Source organism: Undibacterium sp. TC4M20W, from assembly GCF_049340245.1.
GTDB lineage: Bacteria > Pseudomonadota > Gammaproteobacteria > Burkholderiales > Burkholderiaceae_D > Undibacterium.
Genome location: NZ_JBMPPI010000002.1, coordinates 315,559 through 328,034, shown reverse-complemented (window position 1 = coordinate 328,034; position 12,476 = coordinate 315,559). Strand labels below are relative to the sequence as shown.

Annotated in this window: 8 protein-coding genes and 1 other RNA gene; 8 read left to right on the top strand and 1 reads right to left on the bottom strand. The window is 52.6% G+C overall.

Annotated features, from left to right (window positions below; genetic code table 11):
- Positions 1 to 39: 39 nt before the first annotated feature.
- The gene (locus ACO0LL_RS03980; protein ID WP_422949583.1) at positions 40 to 1,737 is read right to left on the bottom strand and encodes a thiamine pyrophosphate-binding protein; all 1,698 of its coding nucleotides are present in this window, start codon (positions 1,735 to 1,737) and stop codon (positions 40 to 42) included.
- Positions 1,738 to 1,862: 125 nt separating this feature from the next.
- Between ACO0LL_RS03980 and rnpB the strand changes: the two genes are divergently transcribed.
- From rnpB to ACO0LL_RS03940, 8 genes are all read left to right on the top strand, one after another.
- Positions 1,863 to 2,213: RNase P RNA component class A (rnpB, locus tag ACO0LL_RS03975), an RNA gene on the top strand.
- A gap of 184 nt (positions 2,214 to 2,397) precedes the next feature.
- Complete coding sequence (locus ACO0LL_RS03970) at positions 2,398 to 5,565, top strand: bifunctional diguanylate cyclase/phosphodiesterase (protein WP_422949582.1); 3,168 nt, start codon at positions 2,398 to 2,400, stop codon at positions 5,563 to 5,565.
- A gap of 537 nt (positions 5,566 to 6,102) precedes the next feature.
- Positions 6,103 to 6,531: a division/cell wall cluster transcriptional repressor MraZ gene (gene mraZ / locus ACO0LL_RS03965; protein WP_162039857.1), complete on the top strand. Its 429-nt coding sequence runs from the start codon at positions 6,103 to 6,105 to the stop codon at positions 6,529 to 6,531.
- Between the two features lie 9 nt (positions 6,532 to 6,540).
- Complete coding sequence (rsmH, locus tag ACO0LL_RS03960) at positions 6,541 to 7,500, top strand: 16S rRNA (cytosine(1402)-N(4))-methyltransferase RsmH (protein ID WP_422949581.1); 960 nt, start codon at positions 6,541 to 6,543, stop codon at positions 7,498 to 7,500.
- The gene (gene ftsL / locus ACO0LL_RS03955) at positions 7,497 to 7,772 is read left to right on the top strand and encodes a cell division protein FtsL (protein WP_422949580.1); all 276 of its coding nucleotides are present in this window, start codon (positions 7,497 to 7,499) and stop codon (positions 7,770 to 7,772) included. The genes rsmH and ftsL overlap by 4 nt, the downstream gene beginning before the upstream one ends.
- Entirely contained in the window at positions 7,769 to 9,532 is a 1,764-nt protein-coding gene (locus ACO0LL_RS03950; protein WP_422949579.1) for a peptidoglycan D,D-transpeptidase FtsI family protein, read from the top strand. The genes ftsL and ACO0LL_RS03950 overlap by 4 nt, the downstream gene beginning before the upstream one ends.
- A gap of 17 nt (positions 9,533 to 9,549) precedes the next feature.
- On the top strand, positions 9,550 to 11,058 hold the full coding sequence (locus ACO0LL_RS03945; RefSeq protein ID WP_422949578.1) for a UDP-N-acetylmuramoyl-L-alanyl-D-glutamate--2,6-diaminopimelate ligase: 1,509 nt from the start codon (positions 9,550 to 9,552) through the stop codon (positions 11,056 to 11,058).
- Positions 11,058 to 12,476 carry a UDP-N-acetylmuramoyl-tripeptide--D-alanyl-D-alanine ligase gene (locus tag ACO0LL_RS03940; protein ID WP_422949577.1) on the top strand — a complete coding sequence of 473 codons (1,419 nt, stop codon included), beginning with the start codon at positions 11,058 to 11,060 and terminating at the stop codon, positions 12,474 to 12,476. The genes ACO0LL_RS03945 and ACO0LL_RS03940 overlap by 1 nt, the downstream gene beginning before the upstream one ends.

Genomic DNA, 12,476 nt, shown 5'->3' with positions numbered 1-12,476 from the left:
GCAGGGGATAGCGGCGTTTGTTCAACTGAATGGCTATATTTATTTACCTGAATCCTGCGCCGCCTTTCGCAGAGTTTCCAGCGTCGCACCCGGCGTGATCAGGTTACCGTCATAGCGCAGTTCTATCAAGGCTGGCAGATTGTTCTGACGGCTATGCTCGAGTGCTCTTTCCAATGCCGGGGCAAATTCTGCCGTGGTATTGACGACTTCACCACTGCCACCAAAAGCGCGTGCCAGGGCGGCAAAGTCAGGGTTATGCAATTCCGTGCCGGAGACGCGTGCCGGGAATTCTTTTTCCTGGTGCATGCGTATCGTGCCGTACATGCCGTTATTGAAGACGATGATGACCACGCCGGCCTTGTATTGCACCGCAGTTGCCAGTTCCTGACCATTCATCAGGTATTCGCCATCACCAGCAAAGGTGATGACTGTGCGTTGCGGGTCTATGATCTTGGCGGCAACGCCAGAAGGTACGCTATAACCCATGGCGCCAGAGGTCGGCGCCAGTTGCGTGCGCATGCCACCGTAAGGGAAGTAGCGGTGCGCCCAGGTCGCGTAATTGCCAGCCCCATTGGTGATGATGGTGTCTTTGGGCGCAAGGCGCTTGATGTCCTGTACTACTTGCCACAGATTTAGCGGGGCATTTTCTTTGGCGAAAATTGCAGGCTCGGTTTGCCAGGCCAGCAAGTCTGCGCGTGCTTCGCTGACTGTTGCCTTCCACTTGGTGGCGGCATCCAGGCCGGCCATCTCGGCCAGGGCTTCGGCAATTTCTTTCATGCCGCTGTTGATCATCAGGTCAGCTTGATAAACGCGGCCCAGTTCCAGCGCATCACTATGAATATGTACCAGTTTTTGTTTTGGCACTGGCGCTTCCAGCACGCTATACCCGCTGGTGGTCATTTCACCCAGGCGCGGGCCTATGGCGATAATCAGGTCGGCATCTTTCAGTCTTTGTGCCAGCTTGGGGTTGATGCCTATGCCTACATCGCCTATATAGTTGGGGTGGGCATTGTCGATCAAATCCTGGAAACGGAAGGCGCAAGCCACAGGCAAGTGATTGCTGGTGGCAAATTCACTGATGTGCTGGCATGCCGCCTTGTCCCAGCCGCTGCCACCGAGCAACAGCACAGGGCGTTGCGACACAGTCAGCATATTGCGCAGTTGTGCCAGTTGCTGTGGCGAGGCGGATGCCTGCACCGGCGTGTAATGACGGGTATCTGCTACTTCTGCCACCTGGGCCAGCATGTCTTCTGGCAATGCCAGTACGACAGGGCCGGGACGGCCACTGGTGGCGACCTGGAAGGCGCGGGCGATGTATTCAGGCACGCGGTCGGCTCGGTCTATCTGGGCTACCCATTTCGCCATCTGGCCAAACATGCGGCGGTAATCTATCTCCTGAAAAGCCTCGCGTTCTACAAAATCATTGCCTACCTGGCCGATGAACAAAATCATTGGCGTGGAATCCTGATAAGCCGTATGCACGCCGATAGAGGCATTGGTCGCACCCGGCCCGCGGGTGACAAAGCAGATGCCGGGTTTGCCGGTCATCTTGCCATAAGCGTCGGCCATGAAGGCCGCGCCGCCTTCCTGGCGGTTGATGATGAAACGTATAGGGCTGTCATGCAGGGCATCCAGCACTGGCAAATAACTCTCGCCAGGTACACCAAAGATGGTATCGACACCGTGGACCTGCAGGGCATCCACAATCAACTGGCCGCCAGAACGTGATTTCAGCATGATATAGACAATGATAAAAAGTAAAAGCAGTACGCTACCAGAAAGCCTGCTTAATTTGCATCATATTTGAGGGTTAGGGACTGAATTATCGCTGAGTGGGGTGCGAGTAAGGTACAATAGCGCCCGAAGCAGGCCAGACAATCGCTGGTTGCCTTGAGTAATCAAGGTGACGGGAGGAAGGTCCGGACTCCATAGAGCAGGGTGACGGCTAACGGCCGTACGTTGAAAGCCAGGGCGCAAGTCTTGGTATAAGACGAGGAATAGGGCCACAGAGACGAGCGTATTAAGTTACGGTGAAACGCGGTAACCTCCACCCGGAGCAATTTCAAATAGGCACGCGTTGATGTTGCTCGCGGAGCGTGCGGGTAGAAAGCTTGAGCGGCGGAGCAATCCGTCGCCTAGAGGAATGATTGTCATAGCAGACGGCAGCAATGTCTATGCCGTAACAAAATCCGGCCTATCGGCCTGCTTCATTTATTTTTTATTTTCCATCAGGCAAGTAGCTTGCCGCCTTCATCATGCGCCGCAGTCTGTTCAAGATTGTCGCCATCAAGCATCATTCCTTGCAAGCAAGTCATTGTTCTCAAAATAGCAGTGGTACACTGGTGCAATAAGTTCTACTAGTTCTACTGACGCTGTATCTACAAAATTGCAAAACGCATGGAGACTGGCGGTCTAAAGAAAGAACGCGATGTGCCCATACTGGCATTCGCCATTTGCATCTGCCTGATTGCCGTCGCAATCATAGGGCAGAGCTGGTGGTCTATAGCCCAGGATAAGGCGCTGACCATCAATGCAGCGCAGGAGCATAATTTCCTGGCTGTGCGCATGCTTGAAGAGCATGTCAGCGAAGTCATGCGTGGTGCTATGCGGGTGACGACGGTGGCCAGTGAAGAAATCCTGTCAGAAACCAGGGTATCGACAAGCGAATCCCGGCAACTGCAACAAATCCTGGCCATGCAGAGGCAGGAATCTGAATCCATCCATGCACTCTCCGTATTTGATGCACAAGGAATATGGCTGGCATCCAGCCAGATGGGCGCTGCTGTACCTGAAAAAGTCGAAGAGCAGCGCCATATAAAATTCTTGCTTGAACATCCCGAAGACAGCAAGGTGGTATTGGGTGACGCTTATCAATTGCCGCAGAGCGGTCAGTGGATTCTGCCTCTTATTAAAAACTTCTTTGACAAGAGCGGCAAGCGTGCTGGTCTGATACAGGTCGATATACAGCTGCGCTATCTCTATGATTTTTATGAGCGTATTGCCCTGGGCAGTGGTGCCAGCATCGTTCTCTACGATGAGTCTGGCAGAAAGCTGGCCGCCGCAGGGCTCAAAGACCGTGATTATTCCAGGCCGGTGCTGAATAATTTTACCCGCGACAAGTCGCCGGAAGGTGCCTTGCGGGATATAGATGAAGAAGGCAAGGCCTGGCTCGTCAGTTATAGAAAGATCAGCGATTTCCCTTTGATACTGGTGTATGCGCGCGAAAGCAGCGTCATCCTGACGGACTGGAATACCAGGGTCACGCAAAAGATCATGGTCACGGCGATAACGGCGGGCTTCATTTTTCTGCTGGCATTGCTGCTGTTATGGCAGATACGTCATCTGCGCGACTCCAGAAACCGCCTGGAAGCCAGCGAGAGCCGTTACCGGCTGATTTATCAGGGCGCGCAGGATGCCATCCTGCTCATCAGCCGTGACTATATCTATGTTGATTGCAACCCGGCTGCCGTTGCCTTCTTTGGTGTCAATACCCAGGAAGAAGTCATAGGGCGCAAGGTTGGCAGTTTCTCACCCAGCGTCCAGTCCGTGGCCGGTTACGTCAGCCAGGACAAGGATGTACTGGTCGCCACTCTGATAGATCAGGCTTTTAACGGTGTGCCGCAGCGCTTTGAATGGGTGACCGTCAGGAATGATCAGATACAGCACACAGAAATTTCATTGAGCCGGGTTGAAGTTGATGGCGAAATGCTCTTGTTTTGCGTAGAACGCGATATCAATGCGCGCAAATATAGCGAATTACTGATCGCGGGACAAAACCGCCTGTTGAAACTCATAGGCGGCGAAGAAGAACTGACGTCGATACTCGAAGCAGTCAGTCAGTTTGTTGAAAAACTATGCCCTCACTGGCGCTGCGGCATACAACTACTGGCTGACGACAGGCGTAGCTTTGCCCATGCGACCGGCAGCCGTTTTCCGGAAGTCTTGCTGGCGCAGATACCTGGCATGACACTAAGCCATGGCAGCGGTATCTGGTCTGAAAGCGCATTGACCAGCGAAGCTGTCTGGCTGCGTGAATTTTTGCAGGCACCTGCCATGCAGTTCGTCAATGGTGTGGAAACCCTGGTTGAATTTTCTTCTTGTGCCGCCTGGCCCATCTTTGGCAAGAATGGCCAGTTGCTCGGCAGTTTCAGCCTGTTCTCGTATAGCCGTGAACCCCTGAGCGAAAAAGACCTGGGCCTGGTCAGAGTGACAGTGGATATTGCCGGTATTGCCATAGAGGGCCGCCGTTCAGAAAAGAAAATTATGCAGCTCGCCCATTATGATGAGCTGACGGGTTTGCCTAACCGCTTTCTGTACAACCAGCATCTGGCCCGTTCACTGGCGATTGCTGAGCGTAACCGCAGCCAACTGGCCGTGCTATTCCTTGACCTGGACCGTTTTAAGAACATCAATGACACCTTTGGTCATGATGAAGGCGACAATGTCTTGCGTACCATTGCACACAGTTTCAGGCAGTGCCTGCGCGAATCCGACATCATTGCCCGCATAGGCGGGGATGAATTCATCCTCCTGATCGACCAGTTCAGCGAGGCGCGTGACCTTGGTGATGTGGCTGACAAGCTCTTGTATGCTGCTGCCCAGCCTTTCGAGATAGATGGACAGGAATGCCAGCTCAGCGCCAGCATAGGCATAGCGACCTTCCCAACTGACGGCAGAGATGCCCAGACCCTGCTCAAAAATGCCGATATTGCCATGTACAAGGCAAAAAACAAGGGCAAGGACAATTACCAGTTCTATGCCTCGGAAATGAATACCCACACCGTGGAGAGGCTGGCCTTTGAGGCACGCCTGCGCAAGGCACTGGAAAGGCGTGAGTTTGTCGTCTATTACCAGCCCAAGCTCGATGTTAAAACCGAGCGCATCGTCGGTGCCGAAGCACTGGTGCGCTGGAACCATCCAGAGCGTGGAATATTGTCTCCCGTCGAATTCATCAGCCTCGCAGAAGAAGCTGGACTGATCTCCCGCCTTGGCATGCTGGTACTGGATATTGCCTGCCGCGATATTCTAAGTTTCCGCAATGTTGATAAGGATTTTGGCCGGGTGGCCATCAACCTGTCTGGCGCACAGTTCAATGATGCCCATATGCTAGAAGAGGTCAAAAGCGTGGTCGATTTCTGGCGCGTGCCTTCCAACTCCATTGAGTTTGAAATTACAGAAAGCATGGTCATGCATAACCGCGAGCAGGCGATCCTGCTCATGGATGGCCTCAAGGAAGCCGGGTTTACCCTGTCCATAGACGATTTTGGCACGGGTTACTCGTCCCTTGCTTACCTCAAGCGCTTCCCGGTTGATAGCGTCAAGGTCGATCGCTCCTTCATCAAGGACATCCCTGACGACCCGAATGATACCGCCATTGTGCTGGCCATCGTCGCAATGGCCCATACCCTGGGCATCAAGGTGATTGCCGAGGGCGTAGATTCAGCCATACAGCTGGAAACCTTGCGTGACTGCAAATGTGATGAATTCCAGGGTTTCTATTTCAGCAAGGCCGTGCCAGACAAGGAATTTTTGCAATTATTGCAGCGGCAAAGAAGGGAAACTTAATAGCTATATATCGTCATGCCAACAACCAGGCATGCAGGGCAGAATTAACTCACTAATTCATCTGCGTTTGGCGTGAAAACCTGCCCATGCGGGCCAGTTTTCAGCGATAATCTGCTCCCTTGTTCATCTTCCCTGGTTCATCAACGTTTATAAATTGTCACTTCAGCGGCTAAAAAGCGGCGATCTCCTCTTTCCTGCAGGCATTTTCCCTAAGTCTTCCATCCCAAAACGCAACAGTCAGGGATAAACACATGGTTATATGTAAGGCGCTACTTTCACTATGTAGTGTAAGTGCCTAATTTATCAGGATAAATTGTAAAGATTCGTCAGCGCTTCACCTCAACTGTTGACGCTAAGTCATTGACTTCATTAGAAATTTTCCCAATTTACCCCCCAAATACGCTTGACCACGCTCAAGTCATCCTCTAAAGTGGGCAATAGTGTGAAAAAGTGTAATTTTGTGGCATAGAATTCCTAATTTCGCTTACATTCCATCCGTGGCCAGACATACAGATTTTCAGGAAAAAAGGTAATAGCGTGTTTCAGGGGGCGTCCTCACTCAATCTCGATGCAAAAGGCAGGATGTCTATCCCCGCCCGGCACCGTGACGCGCTCAATGTTCAATGCGAAGGCCGGATTACCCTGACCCGTCACCCGGATGGTTGTCTCTTGCTGTTCCCGCGTCCTACCTGGGAATCCCATCGTGAACAAATCGCTGCCTGGCCCATACAAGCACGCGACTGGAAACGTATTTTTCTTGGCAATGCCTTTGATGTCGATATGGATGGTGCTGGCCGTATTCTGGTTGCACCTGAGCTGCGTAGTGCTGTTGGTATGCAGCGCGATGTCATGCTGCTCGGCATGGGTAGCCATTTTGAGATTTGGGATGCTGCCAAGCTGGCAGAAAACGAAGCGAAAGCCATTGCTGGCGGCGCTCCTGATGTATTAAACAATTTTTCTTTCTGATCGCGGGCAATGAGTATTCAGCAAGCGGCAGATTTTACGCACCAGACAGTGCTGTTGCATGAGGCTGTAGATGCGCTCGGCATCGCAGGCGAACGTAGCAGCGGTATTTATGTCGATGGCACCTTTGGTCGTGGTGGGCATAGCAGCCTGCTTTTGTCGCAACTGGGCAGCAATGGCCGCCTGATTGCTTTTGACAAAGATACCCAGGCAATTGCCAGTGCAAAAGAAATTCAGGACCCGCGTTTCCATATCGTGCATGACAGTTTTGCAGCCATAGCTGAGGCTTTGCCTGAGCTTGGCGTCAGCAAGGTCGATGGCATTCTGATGGACCTGGGCATCTCATCGCCACAAGTGGATGATGCCAGCCGGGGTTTCAGCTTCAGGTCAGATGGACCGCTTGACATGCGCATGGATACCACACGTGGCATTTCCGCAGCCGAATGGCTGGCGACTGCCGAAGAGCAACAAATTACGGAGGTTATAAAAAATTATGGGGAAGAACGGTTTGCTTTTCAGATTGCAAAGGCGATTGTTGCTCGCAGGAAGACAGACGCCATTCGTGGAACACGACAGCTCGCAGAAATCGTCGCACACGCCGTCAAAACTCGCGAGAAGGGTAAAGACCCGGCAACTCGCACCTTTCAGGCTATACGGATTTTCATCAATAAGGAGCTTGAAGATCTCGAAATAGGCCTGGCCGCAGCGTATGAGGCATTGGCGCCGTATGGCCGGATGTCGGTCATCAGCTTTCACTCCCTCGAAGACCGTATCGTGAAGCAGTTTTTTGCTTCCAAGGTCAAGGTAGAGCAGCCTGACCGTCGTCTGCCCATACGCCATATCGATTTGCCAAAGCCGCAAATGCGCCTGCTGAACCGTATCAAGCCTACCGAAGCCGAGGTCAGCGCCAATCCGCGTGCGCGTTCGGCAATTTTGCGGGTGGCAGAGCGTTTGCCTGAGGGGGATGCATGAGCACTCGCCTCAATATTGTGCTGGCAGTGGCCTTGATTGCCTCCGCCTTGTCGCTGATTAACTCCCAGTATCAGGCACGCCGTCTGTTTATCGAGCTGGAGCGCGAACAAAGTTTAAGCAAGCAATATGAATTGCAATGGACGCAACTGAAACTCGACCAATCCACTTTTGGCAAACACGCCCGCATAGAAACAACGGCGGTCCGTGAATTGGATATGGTGGCAGTCACACCTGAACGCACGCAGTACCTTAAAGCAGTGGAGGCAAAATGAGCAGACCAGCAAGTACAGCCCGTACCGCCGCTGCACGCGGCGTCGCCTTTTCTTCCAGCCCCGTGCTGGATGTGAAGCTGCCTGCCTGGCGTTCGCGTTTTGTACTGTTTTTGCTGTTCGCCGCTTTTATTGCCCTGATTGCCAAAGCCCTTTACCTGCAAGGATTTACCAAAGATTTCTTGCAGAAAGAAGGTGCCAATCGCTACGCCCGCACGCTGGAGTTGCCGGCGACCCGCGGCAAAATCACTGACCGCAACGGGCAAGTGCTGGCTTCGTCCGTACCTGTCAAAGCCATCTGGGCTATTCCTGACGATGTGCTGGAAGCACCTAAAGAAAAAATACAGCAACTGGCTAAATTGCTCGACATGACTGAGGCTGAATTGCGCAAGAAGCTTGATTCTGACCGTCAGTTTGTCTATCTGAAGCGCCAGGTTGAGCCTGCAATATCAGACAAGATAGTGGCTCTCGCCATACCTGGTATAGAAACCCGCAAAGAATACAAACGCTTTTATCCAGAAGGTGAAGTCATGGCCCATGTGGTTGGCTTCACCAATGTTGAAGATATAGGACAAGAAGGTATAGAGCTGGCATCGGAAAAAAACCTGGCGGGTAAGACCGGGAGTCGCCGTGTCATCAAAGACAGACTGGGCCATATCGTTGAAGATATACAGGCCGTGCGCGAACCGCATGATGGCAAGGATCTGACGCTGTCGATAGACAGCAAGATTCAATACATTGCGTTTACACACCTGAAGGAAGCACTGGAAAAACACAAGGCCAAGGCTGGCGGTGCGGTAGTGCTGGATGTGCAGACTGGCGAAGTGCTGGCACTGGTGAACTTGCCTACTTACAACCCGAATGATCGTTCTGCGCTGACTGGTGCGCAATTACGCAACCGTGTCATGACCGATACTTTTGAGCCAGGTTCGACCATGAAGCCAGTGACCGTTGCCCTGGCGCTGGAAACTGGCAGAGTCACACCGGATACCGTTTTTCAGACGGCACCTGGAGTCATGGCTATCGGCCCTGCACTGATACATGATGCGCATAAACAGGGCTCCCTGACGGTTGCGCAAGTCATACAAAAATCCTCGAATATCGGCACGGCGAAAATGGCCTTGCAGATGCGTCCGCAAGAGATGTGGGAAATGTTCACCACCCTGGGTTTTGGTCAGCAACCCAAATTCGGTTTCCCCGGCGCAGTTGCAGGGCGTTTGCGTAATTACAAAAACTGGCGCCCTATTGAGCAGGCTACCATGAGCTATGGCCATGGTATTTCCGTATCGCTGATACAGATGGCACGTTCTTATATGATTTTTGCCAGGAATGGCGACATGATCCCGCTGACTTTCCAAAAATCGGATGAAATGCCGCATGGTTCACGCGTGATTTCTGAAAAGACGTCAAAACAAGTACGCCAGATGATGGAAACAGTGACCGAGCCTGGTGGTACTGCCCCACAGGCGCGCATTGCTGGTTACCGTGTCGCCGGCAAGACAGGTACTGCCCACAAGCTTGAGGGTGGCCGTTACGTGAATAAATACCTGCTTGATTTTATTGGTTTTGCGCCAGTTTCAAATCCGCGTGTGATTGTTGCGGTGATGGTAGATGAACCAACTGCTGGCGGACACTTTGCAGGCCCTGTTGCCGCTCCGGTGTTTGCAGCGATTATGGCGAATGTCTTGCGCTCACTGAATGTGCAGCCAGACTCTTCCGTCACCAGCATTATTCCTGAAGAAGGTGTACAGGAAAGCATGTAATGACACAGAAAAATACAATGACAATAGCAATACTGGACTGGCTGAAGCAGCATGCGCCGAATGCGCAACTGCGTTCAGATTCCCGCTCCATACAAACAGGGGATGTCTTCTTCGCCTTGCGCACCCATCTTACTGATGGCCGTGCGCACATCGCCCATGCAATTGCCAATGGCGCAGTTGCAGTGGTGTATGAAGCAAATGAGTTTAACTGGGATGATGCTCTTAACATCCCGCATCTGCCGGTAGATAACTTGCAAGACGTAGCTGGTCATGTCGCTCATGCCTGGTACGGCCAGCCTGATGATGGCTGGTTCAATGTGGCCGTTACCGGCACCAATGGCAAGACTTCCTGCACACAATGGATAGCCAAAGCGCTGTCACTGAGTGGTACACCTGCGGCTGTCATCGGTACCTTGGGCATAGGCCAGTACCGCAATGGCATGCTGGGACAACTGGCAGAGACTGGTTACACCACGCCAGACGCGATAGGCTTGCAGCAAAAATTGGCAGACTTGCAGCGCGACGGTGCGCAGGCGCTGGCGATAGAAGCTTCTTCCATAGGCCTGGACCAGGGCCGCTTGAACGGCCTGCATTTTGATGTTGCCGTGCTGACCAATCTGACGCGTGATCATCTTGATTATCATGGCGATATGCAGGGCTATGCTGCTGCCAAGACAAAGCTGTTTGACTGGCAAGGCCTGGGTACCGCTGTCATCAACCTCGACGATGCTTATGGCCTGGAACTGGTCAAGCATCTGCAAGTCAGTCAGCCAGCTACCAAGCTACTCGGCTACAGCCTGGAAAAAGAACTGGTATCAGGCATAGATGCACTGGTCGCCAGTAATCTGAAAACCAGCCACGCAGGCATCAGCTTTCATCTTGAATCACCATTTGGTGCGGCACAAGTCAAGACCCAGCTCATAGGCAAGTTCAATGTCAGCAATATCCTGGCGGTACTCGCCGTGTTGCTGAGCAAGGGTATCGCCCTGAACAAGGCCGTGGGTATCATAGAAAAACTCACACCTGTTCCTGGCCGCATGCAATTGCTAGGCACTGCCGGACATGTCATGGTCGTCATTGATTATGCACATACGCCAGATGCGCTGGAAAAAACCCTGGAAGCCTTGCAGCAGGTTGCGCAAGAAAGAGCCGGGGCCTTGTGGTGCGTGTTTGGTTGCGGCGGTGACCGTGATCCGGGCAAGCGTCCACAAATGGGCAAGATTGCTGAACTGGCGCAACATGTGGTTGTCACCAGTGATAATCCGCGCAGTGAAAATCCATCGCAGATCATAGAAGACATTCTCAAAGGCATGACCGGTACGCCGCAAGTCATTGAGGACCGCGCGAATGCGATTTTGTATGCGATCAAGCATGCTGATCATCATGATGTGGTTTTGCTGGCGGGCAAAGGACATGAAACCTATCAGGACATCAATGGCAAGAAATGGCCATTCTCTGATGAAGAGCATGCCGCACTCTCACTCGCTACCGTGGCAACCAGCGGTAATATGAAGAGGAGTAGCTGATGGAATTTACTCTTCAGGAATTGCAGGTTGCCTTGCCTGCGGCGAAACTGACAGGTGATGCCGGTGTCATCACTCGCATCACTGGTCTGACTACTGACAGCCGTAAAGCTGGCGCTGGCGATCTGTTCGTTGCCTTGCGAGGTGAAAACTTTGATGCCCATGATTTCTTGCCGCAAGTTGCGGCTGCCGGCGCAGCAGCAGTGATTGCCGAACGCCTGCCAACAGATTTCGGTTTGCCTGCATTGCAGGTAGCAGACAGCAAACTCGCGCTGGTAAAAGTAGGGCGCTTCTGGCGTCAAAAATTTGAGCTGCCCGTCATTGGCGTGACAGGCAGCAATGGCAAGACCACCGTCAAGGAAATGATTTCTTCTATCCTGGCGGCAGCCTTTGGTGCAGATGGCCGTCTGGCGACTGCAGGTAATTTGAATAATGAAATCGGCGTGCCGCTGACCATCATGCAATTGCATGCGGGACATAAGGCAGCCGTCATAGAAATGGGCATGAATCATCCCGATGAAATCGCCTTGCTGGCATCTGCCGCCATGCCTACCGTGGCCCTGGTGAATAATGCCCAGCGCGAACACCAGGAATTCATGCAAAACGTGGAAGCCGTGGCGCGCGAAAACGGCGTGGCGATACAGTGCCTGCCAGATGATGGCGTGGCTGTATTCCCTGCCAATGCTACTTACACAGACTTATGGCGATCCTTTGCGTCTGAACGCGGCCAGCGTAAAACCCTGACTTTTGGCCTGACGCCTGATGCTGATGTGCACGCCACTTACCTGCCCAGCGTGTTTGGTAGTGACCTGCAAATCAACCTGGCAGGCCAGGTACTTTCAGTACGTCTGAATGCGGCAGGTCAGCACAATGTCTTGAATGCACTCGCCGCTGCAGCTTGCTGCCATGCGACAGGCGTCAGCAAAGAAGCTATTGTTGCGGGTCTCGAAAACTTCTCACCCGTGAATGGTCGCCTGCAACGCAAGCAAGCACATTGCGGTGCAACCGTGATTGATGACAGCTATAACGCCAATCCTGATTCTGTACGTGCTGCGATCGATGTGCTGGCACAAATTGGTGGCGACACTGCGCTGGTGCTTGGTGATATGGGCGAAGTTGGTGAAAACGGCGCGCAATTCCATCATGAAATTGGTGAATATGCGCAGCAGCGTGGCATCAAAAAACTGTTCTTGCTGGGCGAACTGGTTGCCCATGCTGCACAAGCTTATGGCGCGGGTGCACAGCATTTCGCCAGCGTAGAAAACCTGTGCCAGAACCTTGATGCGCAAACTGCGGCTGACACTATCGTGCTCGTCAAAGGTTCACGTTTCATGAAAATGGAACGAGTCGTCACCCATTTACTGGCAGCAGACGATAAAGAAAAAAATACATTACAACAAAAAATAATAGGGAATCACTAG

Bases quoted from the DNA above. Each gene is read 5' to 3' on its own strand.
- ACO0LL_RS03980 (WP_422949583.1), bottom strand. From the start codon at position 1,737: ATGCTGAAATCACGTTCTGGCGGCCAGTTGATTGTGGATGCCCTGCAG.
- ACO0LL_RS03970 (WP_422949582.1), top strand. From the start codon at position 2,398: ATGGAGACTGGCGGTCTAAAGAAAGAACGCGATGTGCCCATACTGGCA.
- rsmH (WP_422949581.1), top strand. From the start codon at position 6,541: ATGAGTATTCAGCAAGCGGCAGATTTTACGCACCAGACAGTGCTGTTG.
- ftsL (WP_422949580.1), top strand. From the start codon at position 7,497: ATGAGCACTCGCCTCAATATTGTGCTGGCAGTGGCCTTGATTGCCTCC.
- ACO0LL_RS03950 (WP_422949579.1), top strand. From the start codon at position 7,769: ATGAGCAGACCAGCAAGTACAGCCCGTACCGCCGCTGCACGCGGCGTC.
- ACO0LL_RS03945 (WP_422949578.1), top strand. From the start codon at position 9,550: ATGACAATAGCAATACTGGACTGGCTGAAGCAGCATGCGCCGAATGCG.
- ACO0LL_RS03940 (WP_422949577.1), top strand. From the start codon at position 11,058: ATGGAATTTACTCTTCAGGAATTGCAGGTTGCCTTGCCTGCGGCGAAA.